Origin of the sequence: Rhizobium sp. 10PS4, from assembly GCF_032464805.1 — a bacterium.
GTDB lineage: Bacteria > Pseudomonadota > Alphaproteobacteria > Rhizobiales > Rhizobiaceae > Rhizobium > Rhizobium laguerreae.
The window spans coordinates 392,893-413,855 of the sequence record NZ_JAWDIW010000003.1; the positions used below are offsets into that span (position 1 = coordinate 392,893).

Genomic DNA, 20,963 nt, shown 5'->3' on the forward strand with positions numbered 1-20,963 from the left:
ACACGAACGGAGGTCTGGTCATGTGCGGAATTGTGGGTCTCTTCCTCAAGGATAAAAGTCTCGAACCGGAGCTCGGGGCACTGCTGTCCTCGATGCTGGTGACGATGACGGATCGGGGGCCGGACAGCGCCGGAATCGCGATCTATGGCGACGCCAGCGGCAACAATGCCAAGATCACCATCCAGTCGGCCAATCCGAAGAAGGATTTCGCCGGCCTCGAGGCCGAGCTCGGCCAGGCGGTTGGCGCATCGGTCGCCATCCAGGTGAAGAGCACGCATGCCGTCATCACGCTTGCGAAGGATCTGCTCGAGGCGGGCAAGGCAGCCGTTTCGGAATTGCGTCCGAACATCCGGATCATGAGCAGCGGCGACGCCATTGAGATCTACAAGGAGACCGGCCTACCGAAGGATGTCGTCTCCCGCTTCGCGGTCAATTCAATGGCCGGCACCCACGGCATCGGCCATACCCGCATGGCGACGGAATCGGCCGTCACGACGCTCGGCGCCCATCCTTTTTCCACCGGCTCCGACCAATGCCTGGTGCATAATGGCTCGCTCTCCAACCACAACAATCTGCGCCGCGAGCTGAAGCGCGAAGGCATGACCTTCGAAACCGAAAACGACACTGAGGTCGCCGCCGCCTATCTGACGGCAGAGATGGCCAAGGGCAAGAATCTCGGCCAGGCGCTGGAAGGCGCGGTGGATGATCTCGACGGCTTCTTCACCTTCGTCGTCGGCACGAAGTCCGGCTTCGGCGTCGTGCGCGACGCGATTGCCTGCAAGCCCGCTGTCATGGCTGAAACGGACCAGTATGTCGCCTTCGGTTCGGAATACCGGGCGCTCGTCAATCTGCCCGGCATCGAGAATGCTCGGGTCTGGGAGCCGGAGCCTGCAACCGTCTATTTCTGGGATCACCAGAAGGTCGCTTGACCGGCGCCTCATGCGTATTCTCCAAGGGTTTATCGAAACATGCCTGTCATTGATCTTGCCACTACGCCGTTACGTGAACTCAATAGTGCCCTGCACAACATCCAGAACGGTTCGAACGATCTTTCCTTCGAAGTCGTCAATCCGCGCGGCAGCCATTCGGTTGCCGTCGGCATCGATGCGCCCGTCACGGTCGATGTGAAGGGGTCGGTCGGCTATTACTGCGCCGGCATGAACGACGGCGGGACCGTCACCGTTCACGGTTCGGCAGGTCCGGGTGTTGCGGAAAACATGATGTCTGGAACCGTCGTCATCGAGGGCGATGCCAGCCAGTATGCCGGCGCAACCGGCCGCGGCGGCCTCCTTGTCATCAAGGGCAATGCGGCGTCACGCTGCGGCATCTCGATGAAGGGCATCGACATCGTCGTTCATGGCAATATTGGCCACATGTCCGCCTTCATGGGTCAGTCCGGCCACCTCGTGGTGCTCGGCGATGCCGGCGATGCGCTTGGGGATTCGCTCTACGAAGCGAAGCTCTTCGTGCGCGGTTCGGTCAAGAGCCTGGGTGCCGATTGCATCGAAAAGGAGCTGCGTCCCGAGCACCTGACGAAGCTGGCCGAACTTCTTGAAAAGGCGGGCGTGACCGAAGTGAGGCCCGAGGAATTCAAGCGTTACGGCTCGGCCCGCAAGCTTTACAATTTCAATATCGACAACGCCGACGCGTATTAAGGCGAGGGACCATCATGAGCTACCACAACCCCTATACCCCGCCGCGCAAGTCCGCGACCTTCGACGATTACACGCTGGCGGAAATCCGCCGTGCCGCGGCGACCGGCATTTACGACATCCGTGGCGCCGGCACCAAACGGAAGGTTCCGCATTTCGATGACCTGCTGTTTCTCGGCGCATCGATCTCGCGTTATCCGCTCGAAGGTTACCGCGAGAAGTGCGACACATCGGTTGTCCTCGGCGCGCGCTTCGCCAAAAAGCCCATTCATCTGAAGACGCCGATCACCATTGCCGGCATGAGCTTCGGCGCGCTCTCCGGCAATGCCAAGGAAGCGCTCGGACGCGGCGCGACGATTGCCGGAACCTCCACCACGACAGGCGACGGCGGGATGACCGATGAAGAGCGCGGCCATTCACAGACGCTGGTCTACCAGTATCTGCCGTCGCGATACGGCATGAATCCCAAGGACCTGCGTCGCGCCGACGCGATCGAAGTGGTTGTCGGTCAAGGCGCAAAGCCCGGCGGCGGCGGCATGCTGCTCGGCCAGAAGATCTCCGATCGCGTCGCCCATATGCGCAACCTGCCGATGGGCATCGACCAGCGCTCGGCCTGCCGCCATCCGGATTGGACCGGCCCGGACGACCTCGAAATCAAGATCCTGGAACTGCGCGAGATCACCGACTGGGAAAAGCCGATCTATGTGAAGGTCGGCGGCGCGCGGCCTTATTACGATACAGCGCTTGCTGTGAAGGCCGGGGCCGACGTGGTGGTGCTCGATGGCATGCAGGGCGGAACCGCAGCCACGCAGGATGTCTTCATCGAAAATGTCGGCATGCCGACGCTCGCCTGCATCCGCCCCGCGGTCCAGGCGCTGCAGGATCTCGGCATGCATCGCAAGGTGCAACTGATCATCTCGGGCGGCATCCGTTCGGGCGCCGACGTGGCCAAGGCACTGGCGCTCGGCGCCGATGCCGTTGCCATCGGCACGGCGGCACTCGTTGCGATCGGCGACAACGATCCGCGCTGGGAAGAAGAATACCAAAAGCTCGGCACCACGGCCGGCGCCTATGACGATTGGCACGAAGGCAAGGACCCGGCGGGCATCACCACGCAGGATCCGGAGCTGATGAAGCGGCTCGATCCGATCGCCGCCGGCCGCCGTCTCGCCAACTATCTGAAGGTTATGACGCTGGAAGCCCAGACCATCGCGCGCGCCTGCGGCAAGAACCACCTGCACAACCTGGAACCGGAAGATCTTTGCGCGCTGACGATGGAGGCGGCCGCCATGGCCCAGATCCCGCTCGCCGGCACAAACTGGTATCCCGGCAAGGGAGGCTACTGATTTCTACCGGCCGGGCAAACGTCCCGGCCGTCTCGCATCCATAAGCAAAGTGTCTCCAAGAAATCCAAAGGGGAACGAGAATGACACTGGACCTTGCTGCTTTTGCCAAAGACAAAGGCATCAAATATTTCATGATCAGCTATACCGACCTGTTCGGCGGCCAACGCGCCAAGCTGGTCCCCGCAGAAGCCATCGCCGATATGCAGAAAGATGGCGCCGGCTTCGCGGGCTTTGCGACCTGGCTCGATTTGACGCCTGCCCATCCCGACCTGTTCGCGCTTCCCGATGCTTCCTCCGTCATCCAGCTCCCCTGGAAGAAAGACGTCGCATGGGTTGCTGCCGACTGCGTCATGGACGATCAGCCTGTCGAACAGGCACCGCGTGTGGTGCTGAAAAGACTGGTCGCTGAAGCTGCGAAAGAGGGGCTCCGGGTGAAAACCGGCGTGGAACCCGAGTTCTTTCTCATCTCTGCGGACGGCTCGGTGATTTCAGACCAGTTCGATACAGCCGAAAAGCCTTGCTACGATCAGCAGGCCGTGATGCGTCGCTATGATGTCATCGCCGAGATTTGCGACTACATGCTCGAGCTCGGCTGGAAGCCCTATCAGAACGACCACGAGGACGCGAACGGCCAGTTCGAGATGAACTGGGAATATGACGACGCGCTTCAGACGGCAGACAAGCACTCCTTCTTCAAGTTCATGGTCAAATCGGTCGCCGAAAAGCACGGCCTTCGCGCGACGTTCATGCCAAAGCCCTTCAAGGGCCTGACCGGAAACGGGTGCCATGCCCATATCTCGGTCTGGGACGTCGATGGCAAGGTCAACGCCTTCGCCGACAAGGAGATGCCATTTGGGCTCTCCGCTCAGGGTAAAACCTTTCTCGGCGGCATCATGAAACATGCGTCCGCGCTTGCCGCGATCACCAATCCGACAGTCAATTCCTACAAGCGCATCAACGCGCCGCGCACCACATCGGGCGCGACCTGGGCGCCGAACACGGTCACCTGGACGGGCAACAACCGCACCCACATGGTGCGCGTGCCGGGACCGGGTCGCTTCGAGCTGCGCCTGCCTGATGGTGCTGTTAATCCGTACCTGCTCCAGGCGATCATCATCGCGGCCGGCCTCGACGGCATCCGCAGCCAAGCCGATCCCGGCCGGCACTACGATATCGACATGTATGCCGAGGGGTATCTGGTCAAGGATGCGCCGCGCCTGCCGCTCAATCTGCTCGATGCGTTGCGCGCCTATGATGCCGACGAGGGCTTGAAGCAGGCGATCGGGGCCGAGTTTTCCGCCGCCTATCTCAAGCTCAAGCATCAGGAATGGAATGCTTTCTGCTCGCATTTCACCCAATGGGAACGCGACAGCACGCTCGACATCTGAGTGGTTGGACGTTCTGAAGACACGCTCATCACGCCGGAGCGGACAGGCTCCGGCGTCATCTAGCCCGCTGTGCTTGGGATAGCGAAGGAAGCGACAGCATGAAGAGTTTCGTACTCACCGTATCCTGCAAATCGACGCGCGGCATCGTCGCGGCGATTTCGAGCTATCTGGCCGACAAGGGCTGCAACATCATCGACAGCTCGCAGTTCGACGATCTCGATACCGGCAAGTTCTTCATGCGCGTCGGCTTCATTTCGGAAGAGGGGCTTTCGGGCGCCGATATCGACGCCGGTTTCGCGACCGTCGCCGCTCCTTTCGAAATGGACTACGATTTTCACGACAACGAGAAGCGCATGAAGGTGCTCTTGATGGTGTCGCGCTTCGGCCATTGTCTGAACGACCTGCTTTACCGCTGGAAAATCGGCGCCCTGCCGATCGATATCGTCGGCGTCGTCTCCAACCATTTCGACTACCAGAAGGTGGTGGTCAACCACGACATCCCCTTCCACCATATTCCGGTCACCAAGGCCAACAAGGCGCAGGCCGAGGCCCATATCATGGAGGTGGCCGAGCAGATCGGCACGGAGTTGATCGTGCTCGCCCGCTACATGCAGATCCTATCGGACGAGATGTGCCAGAAGATGTCCGGGAAGATCATCAATATCCACCATTCCTTCCTGCCGAGCTTCAAGGGCGCTAACCCTTACAAGCAAGCCTATCAACGCGGCGTGAAGCTGATCGGGGCGACGGCACATTACGTCACCGCCGATCTCGACGAAGGTCCGATCATCGAGCAGGACACGGCGCGCATCACCCATGCGCAGTCGCCCGACGACTATGTCTCGATCGGCCGCGACGTCGAAAGCCAGGTGCTGGCGCGCGCCATCCACGCCCATATCCATCACCGCACCTTCATCAACGGCAGTCGCACCGTGGTCTTCCCGGCAAGCCCCGGCAGCTACGCCTCGGAACGCATGGGTTAGAGGCGGGTTGAGGGACGGCAAAAGCGTAGCCGTATCCCTCATTCATTCGGTGAGGGATGCAGCGAGGGCGCCGAAAGTTTTGGGAAATGCATGTCGGGCGGGCTTGCCACGGCGCGAAAGACGAATATAGTCAGGAAATAAATATTCCGTAGAGGAAACAAAAGGGAACGGACAATGGCTTTATCATGGCGTTTCTCCGTCTTGGCGGATCGGCATCGCGCTCTGGGATCGAAGCTCGAGGACTGGAGCGGCATGGGCACCGCCTGGACCTACGACAAGGACATGTCGGAAGAGCATGTCGCCGTCCGCACCAAGGCCGGCATCATGGATGTCTCGGGCCTGAAGAAGGTGCACCTGGTCGGCCCGCACGCCATCGCCGTGCTCGACCACATCACCACCCGCGACCTGACGAAGATCTACCCCGGCCGCTCGGTCTACGCGACCATGCTGAACGAGCGCGGCCACTTCACCGACGACTGCATCGTCTATCGCACCGGCCCGAATTCCTGGATGCTCGTGCATGGCTCCGGCTCCGGCCACGAGGAACTCGTCAAGCAGGCGGCGGGCCGCAATTGCGCGGTGCTCTTCGACGATGACCTGCATGACCTGTCGCTGCAGGGTCCGATCGCGGTCGACTATCTCGCCAAATATGTGCCCGGCATCCGCGACCTCAAATATTTCCACCACATGCAGACGACGCTGTTCGGCGCGCCGGTGATGATCTCGCGCACCGGTTATACCGGCGAACGCGGCTACGAGATCTTCGTGCGCGGCCAGGACGCCGTCATGGTCTGGGACCGGATCGTCGAGGAAGGCAAGGAGATGGGCATCATCCCCTGCTGCTTCTCCGTTCTCGACATGCTGCGGGTCGAAAGCTACCTGCTGTTCTACCCCTATGACAATTCGCAGATGTATCCCTTCGCCGACCAGCCGCCCGGCGACAGCCTCTGGGAACTCGGCCTCGACTTTACCGTCAGCCCCGGCAAGACGGGTTTCCGCGGCGCCGAGGAACATGCGCGCCTCAAGGGCAAGGAACGCTTCAAGATCTTCGGCATGCTGATCGATGCCGACGGACCGGCCGACCTCGGCGACGAAGTCTTTGCCGACGGCAAAAAGGTCGGCGTCATCACCTGCCCGAGCTATTCGTCGCTGACGAAGAAATCCATGGCGATTGCCCGTCTGGACGTTGACAAGGCGATGCATGGGACGAAACTCGAAGTCCGCGGCAAGACCGTGAAGGCAAGCGCCACCGCCCACACGCTTCCCTTCGACGATCCGGAGAAGAAAAAGAGGATTGCCGTAGGTTAAGGAGCACGCGAATGCTCGTTGCAGGCATCAAAAGCCGACCAGTCTACACGGGCTTGACCATCCAGCCGCGCGCCCGGCGGCACATTTTCGCGCTTGAAGGGGAGGGCGCCAAGGCTCTGCTCGATCAGCAGCCGGAGCTTGACGAAACAGCTCTTTCCCGCAGCGAAATCCTCTATGTCGCCCGCGGCTCGCAGGGTACTGGCCTGGACGAGGCGCTGGCCCGCCTCGGCGCCGACATGTTCTTCACGGCGCCGACGATCGCCACGCTGCTCTTCCGATTGAAGGGTTCGCTTGCCACCGCCCATATGGGCACGCGGCTTTATCTGTCGGGCACGGAAGGCTTCATCGGCCAGGCAATGCTCGTGGCGCTCGATTACGGCATGGACCATGCCTCTGTCATCACCGAGCATCGCGGCTCCCTGGCCCGGCGCGTACAGTGCGTCCATTGCAAGGGCATCACCGACGACGTCACCACCAGCCCCTTCAATTGTAGCCATTGCGGGCTGCCCCTTCTGGTGCGCGACCATTATTCGCGCCGGCTGGCTGCCTTCCAGGGCGTCAACATCGATGCGGAAGAACCGGGCAGCGCGCCTGATCCGGAGGAGTTGTTCCTTTGAGCGGTGGCACTGAAATTCCTGTCCGCGTGACGAGGATCACGCCGATCGCCGAGCGGGTCAAGCGCTTCCGTTTCGAGCGCCTTGACGGCAAGCCGATGCCCTATTTCTCCGGCGGCGCCCATGTCATCGTTTTGATGAACGATGGCGGCCATATGCGCCGCAACGCCTATTCGCTGATGTCGCCGCCGCATGATTGCGCAGCCTATGAGATCAGCGTTCTGCACATCGAGGATTCGCGCGGCGGCTCCACCTTCATGCATGAGAAGGTCCGCGAAGGCGACGAGCTGAAGGTCAGCTATCCCGTCAACCTGTTCCAGCCGGACTGGCGCGGGCGCAAGCACCTGCTGATCGCCGGCGGCATCGGCATTACCCCCTTCATCGCGATGATGGAGCAGTTTTCCCGCGAGGGCGCCAATTTCGAACTGCATTATGCCATCCGCACGCGCGACCGCGGTGCCTATTGGCGGCAACTCGTCGAGCGCTATGGCGGACATCGCATCAAGATCTATTGCGATGCCGAAGGCGGCGCCATCCCGTTGACACGCCTGCTCGACAGCCAACCGCTCGGCACGCATCTCTATGTCTGCGGCCCGTCCGGGATGATCGACGGCGTGCTGAAAACCGGCCTCAACGCCGGCTGGCCGGAGCAGAACCTGCATTCGGAACGGTTCCTGTCGTCTCTGCCAGGCAAGCCCTTCGCGATCGAGCTCCTGCGGTCCGGCAAGACCGTGAAGGTCGGCCATCACGAAAGCATGCTGGAGGCGATCGAGGCGGCGGGCGTCGACGCGCCCTTCCTCTGTCGCGGCGGCGCCTGTGGTCAATGCGAGACCGGGGTCGTCACCTGCGACGGCAAGCTGCTGCACCATGACGTCTATCTGACGAACGAAGAAAAAGCATCTGGCCGCAAGGTGATGATCTGCGTTTCCCGCTTCGAGGGAAACACGCTGCATCTTGATCTCTAGCGGCATCGGAAGCGGAACAAGGAGACCGGACATGGCAATCGTCTTCAAGCAGGAAACCTTCCGGAACGATTTCAGCTATCGGAACAGCCCCGAAAACATCCGGCGTTTCCCGTTTCCGTTCGACCGCGACGAATACATGTATTCGGTCAATATGGAGCCGCATGTGCACGGCCGGGCGGGAACCGTCTACGAAAGCCTGATCGACGTCGACGAGCATTATGTCGCCGAGATGCACGACCGGGCGTTGGTCCTGAAGGAAGATCCGCTGCGCTATCAGGCCCTGCCGCACATGATGAGCGCGCAATGGGATACGCTCGAACTTTTGATGGAAGAGCAGGCGGCGGGTTACCCCGACCATTTCACCCTGATCCGCGACGGCGACCAGTGGCGCTGGATCAACCGCCCACTCGGTATCGACGACAGCTTCACCTTCGGTGATGCTTCGACGCTGCCCTATGAGCCCTTCGAATATATCACCCGCCAGGCCCAGGGCGATTTCTGCATCGTCGACCAGCGCGACAGCAATCTCTGGATGGACGCCGGCATGGTGACGACGCAGGCCGACTGGTCGCTCGATTTTGATATCGGCATGAATTTCATGGAATGGCACGGGCCGGTGCCGCTCGCCCACCAGATCGGCGTCTTCGACCGGGCGCTGAAATTCCTGCTGAACCTGCAGCAGGGCAAGCCGACACGGCGCTTCAACTGGACGATGACGATCAATCCGCGCCTCGACACCAGCCCGGAGAATTATCACAAATGGGGTCCTGACCGCACGACGGTGACGCCGGACAATGTCGGCGAAAAGGTGCATCTGCGCGTCGAGCTGCAAAGCCTCTGGCGCCTGCCGCGCTCGAACGCCATCCTCTTCGTCATCCGCTGCTACCTGATGAACATGGAAGAGCTCGTCACCGTGCCGAAATGGGCACGCCGCTTCCCGCGCGTGCTGAAGACGCTGCCGCCCGAGCTCATCGACTATAAGGGCCTCACCCGCTTCCGCGAGACGACGATCGACTGGCTTGCCAAATATGACGACGGGGCACCGACCAGCCCCGGCATCTATCCGGACTGACACGCAGGACAATGCGATATAATCAAGAGGGGAATGCTTCATGACAAGAGTAGCCGTCATCGGTGCCGGGCCTTCCGGGCTGGCGCAGTTGCGCGCCTTTCAATCGGCCGCCCAGAAGGGCGCCGAAACCCCGGAGATCGTCTGCTTCGAAAAGCAGTCGGATTGGGGCGGGCTCTGGAACTATACCTGGCGCACCGGCCTCGACGAATATGGCGAGCCGGTCCATGGCAGCATGTATCGTTACCTCTGGTCGAACGGTCCGAAGGAATGCCTCGAATTCGCCGACTATTCCTTCGAGGAGCATTTCGGCAAGCCGATCGCCTCCTACCCGCCGCGCGCCGTGCTCTGGGATTACATCAAGGGCCGCGTCGAGAAAGCCAACGTCCGCCACTGGGTGCGCTTCAGCACGCCGGTGCGCATGGTGCGCTTCGACGATGAGACGAAGAAGTTCACGGTGACGGCGCATAACCGCATCGAAGACCGGATGTATGACGAGGAGTTCGACTATGTCGTCGTGGCATCGGGTCACTTCTCGACGCCGAATGTGCCCTATTTCGAAGGCGTGAAGACCTTCAACGGCCGCGTGCTGCATGCCCACGATTTCCGCGACGCGCTGGAGTTCAAGGGCAAAGATATCCTCATAGTCGGCCGCAGCTATTCGGCCGAGGACATCGGCTCGCAATGCTGGAAATACGGCGCGAAATCGGTGACGACCAGCTATCGCTCGAAGCCGATGGGCTTCAAATGGCCGGAGAATTTCGAGGAGCGGCCGCTGCTGGTGAAGCTCGAAAACCGCACGGCGCATTTCCTCGACGGCTCGACCAAGGAGGTCGATGCCGTGATCCTCTGCACCGGCTACCAGCACCATTTCCCCTTCCTGCCCGATGATCTCCGGCTGAAGACCGCCAACCGCCTTTGGGCCGACAGCCTCTACAAGGGGGTGATTTTCGACAAGAACCCGCGGCTTTTCTATATCGGCATGCAGGACCAGTTCTACACCTTCAACATGTTCGACGTGCAGGCCTGGTGGGCGCGCGACGTGATGATGGGTCGCATCACCCTGCCATCCGAAGAGGAGCTGAAAGCCAATTTCGACATGTGGCGCGCCCGTGAGGAAACGCTCGAGGATGCCGAGCAGATGATCTGGTATCAGGGCGACTATGTGAAGGAACTGCTCGCCGAAACCGATTATCCCAACTTCGACATCGAGGGGACCAACCAGACCTTCATGGAGTGGGAACATCACAAGGCTCACAACATCATGGGCTTCCGCGACCATGCCTACCGATCGCTGATGACCGGCAATATATCGCCGACGCACCACACGCCCTGGGTCGAGGCGCTCGACGATTCCATGGAGGAATATCTGCGCAACTGACGAGGCGGGCCTGCATTGCCGGAGGAGGGTGTGCGGGCACTCTCCTCCGGCATATTGTGAGCCGCGCCTTTGAGCGAGACGACTGCAGCTCTTTTCTTCGGATGTCGCCTTCATGGATTTTCAAACGAGCATTCTCGGGCGCATGAGCGGTTTTCTCTACCGCTGCCATGCCGATGAAAACTACACGATGCTTGAGATGACCGACGGCATCGAGCGCATCTTCGGTTATCCGGCCGACGAAATCATCGGCAACCGCACGCGGACCTTCACCTCGATCATGTACGAGGAAGACGTGCCTCTGATGGACGAGATCGTCGGGCGGGCGCTGGAGAGACGCGCGGACTGGACGATGGAATACCGCATCCGTCACGCCATGGGGCATCTCATCTGGGTCACCGAGACGGGCGGCGGCATCTGGGACGAGAAGGGCGAGCTTCTCTATCTCGAAGGCAGCATCATCAACATCGAATCACTCTATCAGCGAATCGATGACCAGACCGCCGACATGCGCATCACCGCTTCGAAGACCAATGAGATCCTGCAATCGCTGCGTTACCTGAAGCTGCTGGCCGTCAATGCCGGTATCGAGGCCGCCCGCGCCGGCACGGCCGGATCGGGTTTTGCCGTGCTGGCCGCCGAGATGCGCACGCTTGCCAACTCCTCGGAAGAGGCCGCACGCGCTATTTCCAACGCACAACGCACGGCGAAAGGCTGAGCGTTACCCAAGCAGCGGCGGATTTGCGGCTCAAGTTCAAAGCCGCGTCATTAACCGTTCAGTGCTTCCAGAGATTGCGACGCTTTCCCAATGACTTGCGGTAATTCCGCGCTTAAAGAATCTCAGGTGATTGTCGGTGATATTAAGGTCGCGTTAACTTTTTGTTAACCATAGCAGCGGTAGACATGGTCAACGATTTCTTCACATAGATGACCAAAGTGCTAACAGACGCTCGCTCCATCCGCATCAAGGGCCGTTCTTTCCTCGCGGTCATGCTGTCTCCGGATCTTCCGATCGATGATTGGTTGATCCGGCTGGACGATCTGGCCGCGCGTTCGGCCGGCTTCTTCCTCGGACGGCCTGTCGTGCTCGACCTGACGGACCTGCAAATCGACCGGCCGCAGCTGAAGGACCTGATTGCCGAACTTGCCAAGCGCAATGTCAGCATCATGGGCATTGAGGGCGCGCGGCCTTCGATCCTCGGGTCCGGCATGCCGCCGGCACTCAAAGGCGGTCGTTCGGTTTCCGATATCGAGGTTCAGGCAAAGGAACCTGCCGATCCGCCCGGCAAAGCGGCAGTGGCAGAGACCCGCCCGGCCATGCAATCGATCGTCATCAGGGAGCCTGTGCGCTCAGGCCAATCGGTGATCTTTCCGGAAGGCGACGTCACCGTCATCGGATCGGTCGCCTCGGGTGCCGAGGTCATCGCCGGCGGGTCCGTCCATATCTACGGGACCTTGCGTGGCCGAGCCATGGCGGGATCCATCGGAAACGCATCGGCGCGGATCTTTTGCCGCAAGCTCGAGGCCGAGCTGGTTGCAATCGACGGCATCTACAAAATGGCGGAAGACATGGCGCCCGATCTTCGCGGACAGGCTGTTCAGCTCTGGCTCGAAGACGACGCGATCATGGCAGAGAAACTGATCTGACGACAGCGCCGCGCGCCTGTTCGAGAGCCGCAAGCGACGCTTTAACACTTTGAATTACTGGGGCCACGGCAAAGGAGAGACAATGATGGGGAAAGTGATCGTCGTCACGTCAGGCAAGGGCGGGGTTGGCAAGACCACCTCGACCGCCGCACTGGGAGCGGCACTGGCGCAACGCAATGAAAAAGTCGTCGTCGTCGATTTCGACGTCGGCCTGCGCAATCTCGACCTCGTGATGGGCGCCGAGCGCAGGGTGGTCTACGACCTGATCAATGTCATTCAGGGCGACGCCAAGCTTACCCAGGCGCTGATCCGCGACAAGCGGCTGGAGACGCTGTTCCTGCTGCCGGCCTCGCAGACGCGCGACAAGGACAATCTGACGGCCGAAGGCGTCGAGCGCGTCATCAACGACCTGAAGCGCTATTTCGACTGGATCATCTGCGACAGCCCCGCCGGGATCGAGCGCGGCGCAACGCTCGCCATGCGCCACGCCGATGTTGCCGTGGTCGTCACCAATCCCGAGGTCTCCTCGGTGCGCGATTCGGATCGCATCATCGGCTTGCTGGATGCCAAGACTGCCAAGGCCGAACGCGGCGAACGGATGGAAAAGCACCTGCTGCTCACCCGCTACGACGCCAACCGCGCCGAACGCGGCGACATGCTCAAGGTCGACGACGTCCTGGAAATCCTGTCCATCCCGCTGCTCGGCATCATACCCGAAAGCATGGATGTTCTGCGTGCATCCAATATCGGTGCGCCGGTCACGCTGGCAGACAGCCGCAGCGCGGCTGCGATGGCCTATTTCGACGCCGCTCGCCGGCTCGCCGGCGAAGTTGTGCCGATCGCGATCCCAGAGGAAAAGAGGAATATTTTCGGCAAGATCTTCGGACGGAGGGCGGCATGAACATTTTCCGTCTTTTCAACAAGCAGAGAACCGCACCGGCCGCCCGCGAACGGCTGCAGGTCCTTCTCGCCCATGAACGTTCCTCGGCGGGGTCGGACCTGGTTACCCTGCTGCGCGAGGAAATCCTGGCGGTGATCGCAAAGCATGTGCAGCTTGACCACGACAAGGTGCAGGTGACGATCGATCGCAACGAGTACGTCTCGACCCTTGAGATCGACGTCGAAATCCCGCTGAATGCAGCCGTGCAGGCCGCTTGAAAGAGAGCGCTGCCTGTCTTGACGACAGGCGGCGCTGACGATCAGGACTTCCTGGCTTTGCGATTGGCGTAACGCAGGTCGCGTTCGGCCTTTCGGGCAGCTTCGTCGGCAATCACGCGGGCGATCCGGTCTTTGTCAGCCGCTTCGCGCGCGTCGGCATCGGCGCGTGCTGCGGCCTCGGCGGCAGCCTGACGTTCGGCCTCGGCGGCCTGAGCCCGCTCCAGCTCCTCGAGCTTGACCCGTTCCCGCTGAGCGCGACGTTCTTCCCTGGCCGCGGCAATGGCTTGACGCTCCGCCTGCTTTGCCAGCCTTGTGGGTTCGGCTGAATCCTTGGCGCTACGATACGCATTGAGGAGAGCCGCCTTGGCTTCGGCAGCGGCGCTGCGGCGATCGGAAAGCTCGTTGTTTCTGGCGTTTTTCAAATCTGTTTCCTGACTGTTTGACTTCGACCCTACGGCGCCGCGCGTCTTCAGACGCGCAAAGGACGCTGCAATATTTGAACATCTACATTTTATCCTGAAATCGAATCCGATTTAAGGAATTATTCGGTAGGGTCAGATTTTCTTTTTTCGCTTCGCGCTGGGAGCAGTAACCCCTGTCAAGCGATCCTGCAATTCCTTGGCCTCACGCGCTTCGCGTAACCGCAAGGTTTTTTCCTCGCGGGCACGTACGGTCGAATCGATTTCCTCGACTGCGCGGCTTCGCGCCAGGAACTGCGATTGCACGTTTCCGAAGGCAATCTCCGCCTGCTTGCGTGATTTGCTGTGTGACTCTGTCATATCAATCCTGGATTTATGAGCCCGCTTGGCGAACGCAGCAAAAAGGCCAGGCAAATTGCCTGACCTTAATAGTATCATACTTTCGACTGTGCCGGTACATCCGCGGTCAAAGGAAAGCAGATTTCAGTTTAAGCAGCTTGGAGATTGCAAGCGGACATTTTGCCCGACTTGTTATCGCGCTCAAGCTCGTAGCCGATCTTCTGGCCTTCGACGATTTCGCGCATGCCAGCGCGTTCGACGGCAGAGATGTGGACGAAGGCGTCAGCGCCGCCGTCATCAGGCTGAATGAAGCCGAAGCCCTTGGTGGAATTGAACCATTTAACTGTGCCAGTGGTCATAACAAACCCTTTCATAGCAATTGACGACCGCACGTGCGGAAGCACGACGGATGATGATCTCGATTTTGAAGAGGGAAGTTCGTCCAGGGCACGTTGCCAGCGTGCGATAACAAAAGTCAAACAAGCAATATCGACCACCGAGATATAGTCACTCAACTCGAATTTGTCAACTTTTAGTTTTTCAGGGCCACTCACTCATCATCAGGTTGCATCCCGGCCGCCTTGCATGCCGAGACGCCGATCACCGTCCTCGACCCAAAGCAGGCGTTATGAGCGCGGCCGCGTCTTCTGCGGGTCGTAGTGCGAAAGCGGCACGATCGTCGCCGGCAGGCGCTTCTGGTGGCCGTCGAGCTTGCCGATCTCGACCTCGGTGCCGGGGCTTGCATGCATCACATCGATGCGGGCGAGCGCGATCGTCTTGCCGAGGATCGGCGAGCGCGTGGCGCTGGTAATAACGCCCACCTGCGCCCGGCCGATATGGATGCAATCGCCATGGCCGACCGCCTCGTTGGCCTTAATATCGAGACCGACGAGCAGATGACGCGGATGCTCCTTGCGCCGGATCAGCGCCTCGCGGCCGATGAAATCGTCCTGCTTGGATTTCAGCGGCACCGTGAAGCCGATCCCGGCCTCGAACGGATCCGTCTGGTCAGTGAATTCGTGATGGGCGAAGATCAGGCCCGCCTCGATGCGGACCATGTCGAGCGCCTCCAGCCCCATCGGCTTCAACCCGTGCGACTGGCCTGCCTCCCAGACGGCGTCAAACACCGTCAGCGCATCCTTCGGGTGGCAGAAGATCTCGTAGCCGAGTTCGCCGGTGTAACCGGTGCGCGAGACGACGATCGGGGCACCCTCGAAGCCGCCGATGCGGCCGACGGTGAAGCGGAACCATTCGAGTTCGCCGATATCAGGCTGGCGCGGCGCAGTCCAGATGATCTCCTTGAGGATATCGCGGCTCTTCGGCCCCTGCAGGGCGATATTGTGCATCTGATCGGTCGAGGAGCGGACCCAGGCCTTGAAGCCCTTTTTCTCGGCCTGCTGGCGCAGCCATATGCCGCTGAAATCATCGCCGCCGATCCAGCGGAAATTCTTGTCGCCGAGCCGGAACAGCGTGCCGTCATCGATCATGCCGCCGTTTTCGTAGCACATGGCGGAATAAACGACTTGGCCGGTCGACAGCTTGCGCACGTCGCGCGTCAGGCAATATTGCAGCAGCTCTTCGGCATCCGGCCCCGTCACCTCGAATTTCCGCAAGGGCGAGAGGTCGATGACGGCGGCGCGCTGGCGGCAGGCCCAGTATTCCTCGACCGGCCCTTCGCTGGAAAAGCGGTTCGGCAGCCAATAGCCGCGATATTCGGTGTAGTCCCGCGTCAAGGCGGAGAGGCGGGGATGGAAGGCGGTTTCGCGCGTCAGTTCGGCGTCTGCATCTGGGGTCATGCGATAGGCTACCGCTCGTGAGAATTTCTCTTTTCCGGAAAAGGTGCGGACGTGGATATCCGTCGGATCCCAGCCGTTCGCAGCGTCGATATCGTCAGGGCAGGACGAAGAGACACAGACGAGATCGGTCAGCGCCCGCATCAGCACGTAATCGCCCGGACGCGACCAGGGCTCGTCGAGATAGAGCTGGTTGTTGTGGTCGATATTGGTGTTGTAGAAATAGTTCAGCGCTTCCCAGCCCTTGCGGCCGGCAATGCCGTAAGGCGCCAGCGCCGCGTTGAAATTATCCGTGCAGTTGACGTGGCCGGGATAACCCATGTCGTCGTAATAGCGCGAATTGCAGGCGGTCGCGAAAGCGTCGTGACGTCCGACCGTATCCTGGACGATTTCGACCAGCGGCTCGAAGTCTCGGTCGAAGGCCTTGGAGGGGAGACCCGGCATCGGATAGCTGCGGCCGAGCAGCGTGCGGGTGACGGTGGAATCGAGCGCCAGGTCGAGACCCTTGTCGACCTTGCGGGCGGCAAACGCCTGGAAATCTGTGCATTGGCGTCCATAAACATCGATGATCTGGATGAATTCGCCGGCACGCACGAAATAGGCTGCGGCGGTCGCCGCCCGGATGCGGATATCCTCGACCGGATCGGCGGCCGGTTCCGGCAAAGCGGAAGCGTAATCGCGGATCAGCAGGCTGCGCTTGATCCTGATCTCGATCGGCGTCGCCGTATCCTGCGCCTCCGGCGACATGGCGCCGGCGGGTGCTGCGACGATCAGCAGACCCTTCATGGAAATCGTGAAATCCGCCCGGCTGCCCGGTGTCGATCCCGCCCCGAAAATGCAGAGCGCGCCGGCCGCTGCCAGATCGGCGCCGCGACGCTGAAGCGCTGCACGCGCGCGGGCAGCACTCTCATCCTCCGCTTGAAGAATTGCCTTCAAACCCTCGGCTGAATTGCTGAATGCCGTTCCGAGACCGGCCGCCAGGAAGCGCCCTTTCTCGTCGAGGAAGGAGATCTCGCAGAGCTGACCGCCCTCGCTGTCGATGACGCTGACGCGGTCTCCCGGCTCGACGCGCATAACGACCGATCCGCCGCCCTTTGCCCTGTAGCGCGCCGTTCCCTCCGGCAGGGTGGGAATGCCGGGATAATGCACGAGGCTCGGAGCGGCCGGCCGCAGGCCTGTCATAGCAGGATGAAGTTCTCGCATACTGCCCTCATGGGAGGATCGGACGTCCACGGACACCCACCCATGCAGGTTACAAAATGCCCCGGGAAAGTAAAGTGATGTTGACTAAAAAGAAAATATCTTCACTATGCATAAAGAGTTGAGACTCGGGAATCCGTCGGGAACACGGATCGCCAAAATCATCCGGGCCGGCTTGAGACTGTCAGGGAGACACGTTCAGGGAGACGTACAAAGATACGTCCGGAACAAATAGAATGGGGAATTTCACCGATGACAGACGTTGTGGAGGCCGGGATTGCATCCGGCACCGAAGGTAAGCTTGTACGCGCGCTCGACTGGAAGGGCGCATTCTGGGTGGCTGCGGGCGTGCCGCCGCTCGTTCTTTTCTCCATTGGCGGCATCGCAGGCACGACGGGCAAACTCGCCTTCGTCGTCTGGATCATCTCGATGGTGATGGGTTTCCTGCAATCCTTCACCTATGCCGAGATCGCCGGCATGTTCGCCAACAAGTCCGGCGGCGCTTCGGTCTATGGCGCCACCGCCTGGCTGCGTTACTCGAAATTCATCGCGCCGCTGTCCGTCTGGTGCAACTGGTTTGCCTGGTCGCCGGTGCTGTCGCTCGGCTGCGCCATCGCCGCCGGCTACATCCTCAATGCATTCTACCCGATTCCGGCAGCGGATTCGCAAATGGTCCTCGACTGGATCTCAGCGCATGCCGCTTCCGTCACGGCCGACAGCCCCCGCGTCGCTGAATATATCGCAGCCCATGCCGGCACGACGCCGGATGACGCCGTCAAGGCAGTGCTCGGCACCGATGGTGTCGCCGCCCTGACACCGGCGATCCGCAGCTGGTCGCTCTTCAGCTTCAGTATTCCCTTCCTTGCCACCGCCAATATCAATGCCACCTTCTTCATCGGCGGCATCCTGATGCTGATCATCTTCGCCATCCAGCATCGTGGCATTTCGGAAACGGCAAGCGTGCAGAAGTGGCTGGCCATCATCGTGCTGGTGCCGCTGCTCATCATCGGCCTTTACCCGATCGTCAGCGGCCAGATCCTTGCCACCAACGTTACCGGTCTCGTGCCACCGACAGCCGCCTATTCCGCTGCCGACGGCACCTGGAGCAACGGCGGCTGGACACTCTTCCTCGGTGGCCTCTATATCGCTGCCTGGTCGACCTACGGCTTCGAGACGGCCGTCTGCTACACCCGCGAACTCAAGAACCCGAAGACCGACACCTTCAAGGCGATCTTCTATTCCGGCCTTGCCTGCTGCCTGTTCTTCTTCCTCGTGCCCTTCGCCTTCCAGGGCGTTCTCGGCCATGCAGGCATGCTGGCCCCCGGGATCGTCGATGGCACCGGTGTTGCCGAAGCGCTCGGCGGTCTGATCGGCGCCGGCCGCGTCGTTACCCAGCTGCTCGTCGTACTGATGATCATGGCGCTCTTCCTCGCCATCATGACGGCGATGGCCGGTTCCTCGCGCACGCTCTACCAGGGCTCGAAGGATGGCTGGCTGCCGAAATATCTCGACCACGTCAACGAACACGGCGCGCCGACGCGGGCGATGTGGACCGATTTCGCCTTCAATCTCTTCCTGCTGGCGATCGCCTCGGATGTCGGCGGCTATTTCTTCGTGCTCGCCGTCTCGAATGTCGGCTACATCATCTTCAACTTCCTGAACCTCAATTCCGGCTGGATCCACCGGATGGATTCCGGTCATATCGAACGCCCCTGGAAGGCGCCGACCTGGCTGATCGGCCTCAACACCGTGCTGGCCTTCGTCAACGCGCTGTTTCTCGGCGCCGGTGCCAAGGTCTGGGGTTATTCCAATGCGCTCTGGGTCGGCTTCATCTTCGCCGCCCTGATCCTGCCGGTCTTCGCCTATCGCCACTATGTGCGCGACGGCGGTAAATTCCCGGCTGGCGCGATGGAGGATCTTGGCCTCGTCGGCCAGGATCTCGGCGTCAAGAAGGCCGGCATCCTGCCCTATCTCGCGCTCGCCGGCGGCCTGGCGATCGTCCTGATCGCCAACGTGATCTTCCAGCTTCCGGCCTAAAATCGCCTCCCAAGCAGATAGGCCGCCAAGCCGCCATGGAAACATGGCGGCTTTTTGCGTGGATGGTCGTGGTGTCAGGCGGCCGAAGCCCTGGTGGCCTTGATGGCGGCCGCGTCGACATAGAGACCGAAGCCGACAGCGATACGGTTCCACCCGCTGATGATGTTGATCATCATGGTGAGCTTGACCTGCTCCTCCTCCGTGAACTGGGTCTTGAGGGTTTCGTAAGCGGTCGCGTGCTCCCGTCCTTCGGAAAGGCGTGTCAGGGCTTCGGTCCAGCCGAGCGCAGCGCGTTCGCGATCGGTATAGCAAGGCGCCTCCCGCCAGGCCGGCAGCAGGTAGATGCGTTGCTCGGTTTCGCCATTCTCGCGCGCTTCGGACGCATGGAGATTGATGCAGTTGGCACAGCCATTGATCTGCGAGGCGCGGATTTTGACCAGTTCGGAAAGGATCGGGTCGAAATTGGCAGCGACCTCGAGTTCGATCGATGTCCGCTGCCAAGACTTCATCAGCGAAGGGGCAGCTGCGAAGAGATCAATTTTTGTCGTCATGATTGGCTTCCTTCTGTTGTTGCCGATATCATGACGGGCCGGGATCTCCCGATGTGACGGCTCACGGAAATTTTTGATTTATGCGGCCAGTGGCGCCGCATGCCTATCAGAGGCAATTGCGACTGAGCCGCGCGCGGCAGTTGCTTCGGTCAGGCACGCCACCCGCCGAGGTGGCCGAGATGGTGGGCTTCGCGGACCAGAGCCATCTCTCCCGGCTGTTCAAGCAGACGACGGGCGTGACGCCCGCCGACTATGCGAAAGGTTTATAGCGTTCAAGACAGCGGTGCTTCCACCTGTGCATACTGTCCACTCTTGCGCAATGGCTCCCGCGGGATGACCACGGGCTGGGCCCAGCGAATGCTCGCAAGACGAAGCGGAAAACAGGAGCAGGGCGATTATCATGCCAACCTTCGGCAATATCTGGTTGTTTATCGGCGCTTCCTTGGCCCTGCTCCTGATTCCAGGGCCGGCGGTTCTCTATATCTTTGCCCGCTCGGTTGAGCACGGCCGCCTCGCCGGCTTTCCATCGATTCTCGGCATTCACGCTGCGACACTGGTGCATGTCATCGTCGCGGCATTGGGCCTGTCAGCGGTCCTGGCTTCGTCGGCTTTAGCGTTCAGCATCGTCAAATACGCGGGCGCGGCATATCTGATATGGCTTGGGTTCAAGAAGATTTTCGGCCGAAACGAACTTCCCGACACCCACTTGAAGCCCTTCGGCTACGCACGCCTTCTCCGCGACGGATTCGTCGTCAATCTCTTCAATCCCAAGACCGCGCTCTTCTTTCTTGCCTTCCTGCCCCAGTTCGTCGCGGTAGATCGGGGTCACGCAACGATGCAGATCGCCGTCCTGGGTCTGATCTACACCTGCCTCGGCATCATAACCGACGGCAGCTACGCGTTCGCCGCCGGTATCGCGGGCAACTGGTTGAGGCGCAATCGCCGCTATCTCACGGCCGAACGCTATGTCAGCGGGGTCCTGTTGATCGGCCTTGGGCTGATGGCTGCCTTTGCGGGGAACCGAAGCAGCCGCCGCTAAAGCATGATGCCGAAAAGTGTGAGCGGTTTTCGCGCGACATCATGTTCTAACTCTTTAATTTAGAACAGAATTTTCTC

The 20,963-nt window shown here is 60.7% G+C and carries 21 protein-coding genes and 1 pseudogene; 17 read left to right on the plus strand and 5 right to left on the minus strand.

Annotated features, from left to right (window positions below):
* Positions 1–20 precede the first annotated feature (20 nt).
* The 14 genes from RWJ89_RS07590 (at position 21) to minE (ending at position 13,508) form a co-directional block, all read left to right on the plus strand.
* Entirely contained in the window at positions 21–929 is a 909-nt protein-coding gene (locus tag RWJ89_RS07590) for a class II glutamine amidotransferase (RefSeq protein WP_131662503.1), read from the plus strand.
* Between the two features lie 39 nt (positions 930–968).
* A complete protein-coding gene (locus tag RWJ89_RS07595; protein WP_003548139.1) occupies positions 969–1,655 on the plus strand; it encodes a GXGXG domain-containing protein in 687 nt (228 codons plus the stop codon).
* A gap of 14 nt (positions 1,656–1,669) precedes the next feature.
* On the plus strand, positions 1,670–2,998 hold the full coding sequence (locus RWJ89_RS07600; protein ID WP_131662504.1) for an FMN-binding glutamate synthase family protein: 1,329 nt from the start codon (positions 1,670–1,672) through the stop codon (positions 2,996–2,998).
* A gap of 80 nt (positions 2,999–3,078) precedes the next feature.
* A complete protein-coding gene (glnT, locus tag RWJ89_RS07605; RefSeq protein ID WP_131662505.1) occupies positions 3,079–4,386 on the plus strand; it encodes a type III glutamate--ammonia ligase in 1,308 nt (435 codons plus the stop codon).
* 98 nt (positions 4,387–4,484) lie between these two features.
* Complete coding sequence (gene purU / locus RWJ89_RS07610; RefSeq protein WP_316030791.1) at positions 4,485–5,369, plus strand: formyltetrahydrofolate deformylase; 885 nt, start codon at positions 4,485–4,487, stop codon at positions 5,367–5,369.
* A 174-nt stretch (positions 5,370–5,543) separates the two neighbouring features.
* Complete coding sequence (locus RWJ89_RS07615; RefSeq protein ID WP_077980038.1) at positions 5,544–6,677, plus strand: aminomethyltransferase family protein; 1,134 nt, start codon at positions 5,544–5,546, stop codon at positions 6,675–6,677.
* Positions 6,678–6,688: 11 nt separating this feature from the next.
* Entirely contained in the window at positions 6,689–7,294 is a 606-nt protein-coding gene (locus RWJ89_RS07620; RefSeq protein WP_316030792.1) for a dimethylamine monooxygenase subunit DmmA family protein, read from the plus strand.
* Positions 7,291–8,256 carry a PDR/VanB family oxidoreductase gene (locus RWJ89_RS07625; protein WP_131640614.1) on the plus strand — a complete coding sequence of 322 codons (966 nt, stop codon included), beginning with the start codon at positions 7,291–7,293 and terminating at the stop codon, positions 8,254–8,256. The genes RWJ89_RS07620 and RWJ89_RS07625 overlap by 4 nt, the downstream gene beginning before the upstream one ends.
* A 31-nt stretch (positions 8,257–8,287) precedes the next feature.
* Positions 8,288–9,328: a heme-dependent oxidative N-demethylase family protein gene (locus tag RWJ89_RS07630; protein WP_077980041.1), complete on the plus strand. Its 1,041-nt coding sequence runs from the start codon at positions 8,288–8,290 to the stop codon at positions 9,326–9,328.
* 40 nt (positions 9,329–9,368) lie between these two features.
* Positions 9,369–10,706 carry an NAD(P)-binding domain-containing protein gene (locus RWJ89_RS07635; protein ID WP_077980042.1) on the plus strand — a complete coding sequence of 446 codons (1,338 nt, stop codon included), beginning with the start codon at positions 9,369–9,371 and terminating at the stop codon, positions 10,704–10,706.
* Positions 10,707–10,818: 112 nt separating this feature from the next.
* Positions 10,819–11,421, plus strand: a complete 603-nt coding sequence (locus RWJ89_RS07640; protein ID WP_077980043.1) for a methyl-accepting chemotaxis protein — start codon at positions 10,819–10,821, stop codon at positions 11,419–11,421.
* A 209-nt stretch (positions 11,422–11,630) separates the two neighbouring features.
* Complete coding sequence (minC, locus tag RWJ89_RS07645; protein WP_316030793.1) at positions 11,631–12,350, plus strand: septum site-determining protein MinC; 720 nt, start codon at positions 11,631–11,633, stop codon at positions 12,348–12,350.
* Positions 12,351–12,435: 85 nt separating this feature from the next.
* The gene (minD, locus tag RWJ89_RS07650; RefSeq protein WP_025397600.1) at positions 12,436–13,251 is read left to right on the plus strand and encodes a septum site-determining protein MinD; all 816 of its coding nucleotides are present in this window, start codon (positions 12,436–12,438) and stop codon (positions 13,249–13,251) included.
* Positions 13,248–13,508 carry a cell division topological specificity factor MinE gene (minE, locus tag RWJ89_RS07655; RefSeq protein WP_003548116.1) on the plus strand — a complete coding sequence of 87 codons (261 nt, stop codon included), beginning with the start codon at positions 13,248–13,250 and terminating at the stop codon, positions 13,506–13,508. The genes minD and minE overlap by 4 nt, the downstream gene beginning before the upstream one ends.
* 41 nt (positions 13,509–13,549) lie before the next feature.
* On the opposite strand, the gene RWJ89_RS07660 is transcribed toward minE, so the two are convergent.
* From RWJ89_RS07660 to RWJ89_RS07675, 4 genes are all read right to left on the minus strand, one after another.
* Complete coding sequence (locus RWJ89_RS07660; protein WP_020052803.1) at positions 13,550–13,930, minus strand: DUF6481 family protein; 381 nt, start codon at positions 13,928–13,930, stop codon at positions 13,550–13,552.
* Positions 13,931–14,062: 132 nt separating this feature from the next.
* On the minus strand, positions 14,063–14,287 hold the full coding sequence (locus RWJ89_RS07665; RefSeq protein WP_026265582.1) for a hypothetical protein: 225 nt from the start codon (positions 14,285–14,287) through the stop codon (positions 14,063–14,065).
* 128 nt (positions 14,288–14,415) lie between these two features.
* Entirely contained in the window at positions 14,416–14,625 is a 210-nt protein-coding gene (locus RWJ89_RS07670; protein WP_003548109.1) for a cold-shock protein, read from the minus strand.
* A gap of 267 nt (positions 14,626–14,892) precedes the next feature.
* Complete coding sequence (locus RWJ89_RS07675; protein WP_316030794.1) at positions 14,893–17,262, minus strand: DUF1989 domain-containing protein; 2,370 nt, start codon at positions 17,260–17,262, stop codon at positions 14,893–14,895.
* 249 nt (positions 17,263–17,511) lie between these two features.
* On the opposite strand from RWJ89_RS07675, the gene RWJ89_RS07680 reads away from it, so the two are divergent.
* The gene (locus tag RWJ89_RS07680; protein WP_222010580.1) at positions 17,512–19,296 is read left to right on the plus strand and encodes an APC family permease; all 1,785 of its coding nucleotides are present in this window, start codon (positions 17,512–17,514) and stop codon (positions 19,294–19,296) included.
* A 74-nt stretch (positions 19,297–19,370) separates the two neighbouring features.
* On the opposite strand, the gene RWJ89_RS07685 is transcribed toward RWJ89_RS07680, so the two are convergent.
* On the minus strand, positions 19,371–19,847 hold the full coding sequence (locus RWJ89_RS07685; RefSeq protein WP_168266658.1) for a carboxymuconolactone decarboxylase family protein: 477 nt from the start codon (positions 19,845–19,847) through the stop codon (positions 19,371–19,373).
* A gap of 95 nt (positions 19,848–19,942) precedes the next feature.
* Here RWJ89_RS07685 and RWJ89_RS07690 point away from each other — a divergent pair.
* Both RWJ89_RS07690 and RWJ89_RS07695 read left to right on the plus strand, forming a co-directional pair.
* Positions 19,943–20,116: pseudogene (locus RWJ89_RS07690) on the plus strand (helix-turn-helix transcriptional regulator); the annotation flags it as partial.
* Positions 20,117–20,247: 131 nt separating this feature from the next.
* The gene (locus tag RWJ89_RS07695; RefSeq protein WP_222010581.1) at positions 20,248–20,886 is read left to right on the plus strand and encodes a LysE family translocator; all 639 of its coding nucleotides are present in this window, start codon (positions 20,248–20,250) and stop codon (positions 20,884–20,886) included.
* Positions 20,887–20,963 lie beyond the last annotated feature (77 nt).

What these genes read in the sequence shown, in the direction of transcription:
- RWJ89_RS07590 (WP_131662503.1), top strand. Translation starts at nt 21, where the DNA reads ATGTGCGGAATTGTGGGTCTCTTCCTCAAGGATAAAAGTCTCGAACCG.
- RWJ89_RS07595 (WP_003548139.1), top strand. Translation starts at nt 969, where the DNA reads ATGCCTGTCATTGATCTTGCCACTACGCCGTTACGTGAACTCAATAGT.
- RWJ89_RS07600 (WP_131662504.1), top strand. Translation starts at nt 1,670, where the DNA reads ATGAGCTACCACAACCCCTATACCCCGCCGCGCAAGTCCGCGACCTTC.
- glnT (WP_131662505.1), top strand. Translation starts at nt 3,079, where the DNA reads ATGACACTGGACCTTGCTGCTTTTGCCAAAGACAAAGGCATCAAATAT.
- purU (WP_316030791.1), top strand. Translation starts at nt 4,485, where the DNA reads ATGAAGAGTTTCGTACTCACCGTATCCTGCAAATCGACGCGCGGCATC.
- RWJ89_RS07615 (WP_077980038.1), top strand. Translation starts at nt 5,544, where the DNA reads ATGGCTTTATCATGGCGTTTCTCCGTCTTGGCGGATCGGCATCGCGCT.
- RWJ89_RS07620 (WP_316030792.1), top strand. Translation starts at nt 6,689, where the DNA reads ATGCTCGTTGCAGGCATCAAAAGCCGACCAGTCTACACGGGCTTGACC.
- RWJ89_RS07630 (WP_077980041.1), top strand. Translation starts at nt 8,288, where the DNA reads ATGGCAATCGTCTTCAAGCAGGAAACCTTCCGGAACGATTTCAGCTAT.
- RWJ89_RS07635 (WP_077980042.1), top strand. Translation starts at nt 9,369, where the DNA reads ATGACAAGAGTAGCCGTCATCGGTGCCGGGCCTTCCGGGCTGGCGCAG.
- RWJ89_RS07640 (WP_077980043.1), top strand. Translation starts at nt 10,819, where the DNA reads ATGGATTTTCAAACGAGCATTCTCGGGCGCATGAGCGGTTTTCTCTAC.
- minC (WP_316030793.1), top strand. Translation starts at nt 11,631, where the DNA reads ATGACCAAAGTGCTAACAGACGCTCGCTCCATCCGCATCAAGGGCCGT.
- minD (WP_025397600.1), top strand. Translation starts at nt 12,436, where the DNA reads ATGGGGAAAGTGATCGTCGTCACGTCAGGCAAGGGCGGGGTTGGCAAG.
- minE (WP_003548116.1), top strand. Translation starts at nt 13,248, where the DNA reads ATGAACATTTTCCGTCTTTTCAACAAGCAGAGAACCGCACCGGCCGCC.
- RWJ89_RS07665 (WP_026265582.1), bottom strand. Translation starts at nt 14,287, where the DNA reads ATGACAGAGTCACACAGCAAATCACGCAAGCAGGCGGAGATTGCCTTC.
- RWJ89_RS07670 (WP_003548109.1), bottom strand. Translation starts at nt 14,625, where the DNA reads ATGACCACTGGCACAGTTAAATGGTTCAATTCCACCAAGGGCTTCGGC.
- RWJ89_RS07675 (WP_316030794.1), bottom strand. Translation starts at nt 17,262, where the DNA reads ATGCGAGAACTTCATCCTGCTATGACAGGCCTGCGGCCGGCCGCTCCG.
- RWJ89_RS07680 (WP_222010580.1), top strand. Translation starts at nt 17,512, where the DNA reads ATGACAGACGTTGTGGAGGCCGGGATTGCATCCGGCACCGAAGGTAAG.
- RWJ89_RS07685 (WP_168266658.1), bottom strand. Translation starts at nt 19,847, where the DNA reads ATGACGACAAAAATTGATCTCTTCGCAGCTGCCCCTTCGCTGATGAAG.
- RWJ89_RS07695 (WP_222010581.1), top strand. Translation starts at nt 20,248, where the DNA reads ATGCCAACCTTCGGCAATATCTGGTTGTTTATCGGCGCTTCCTTGGCC.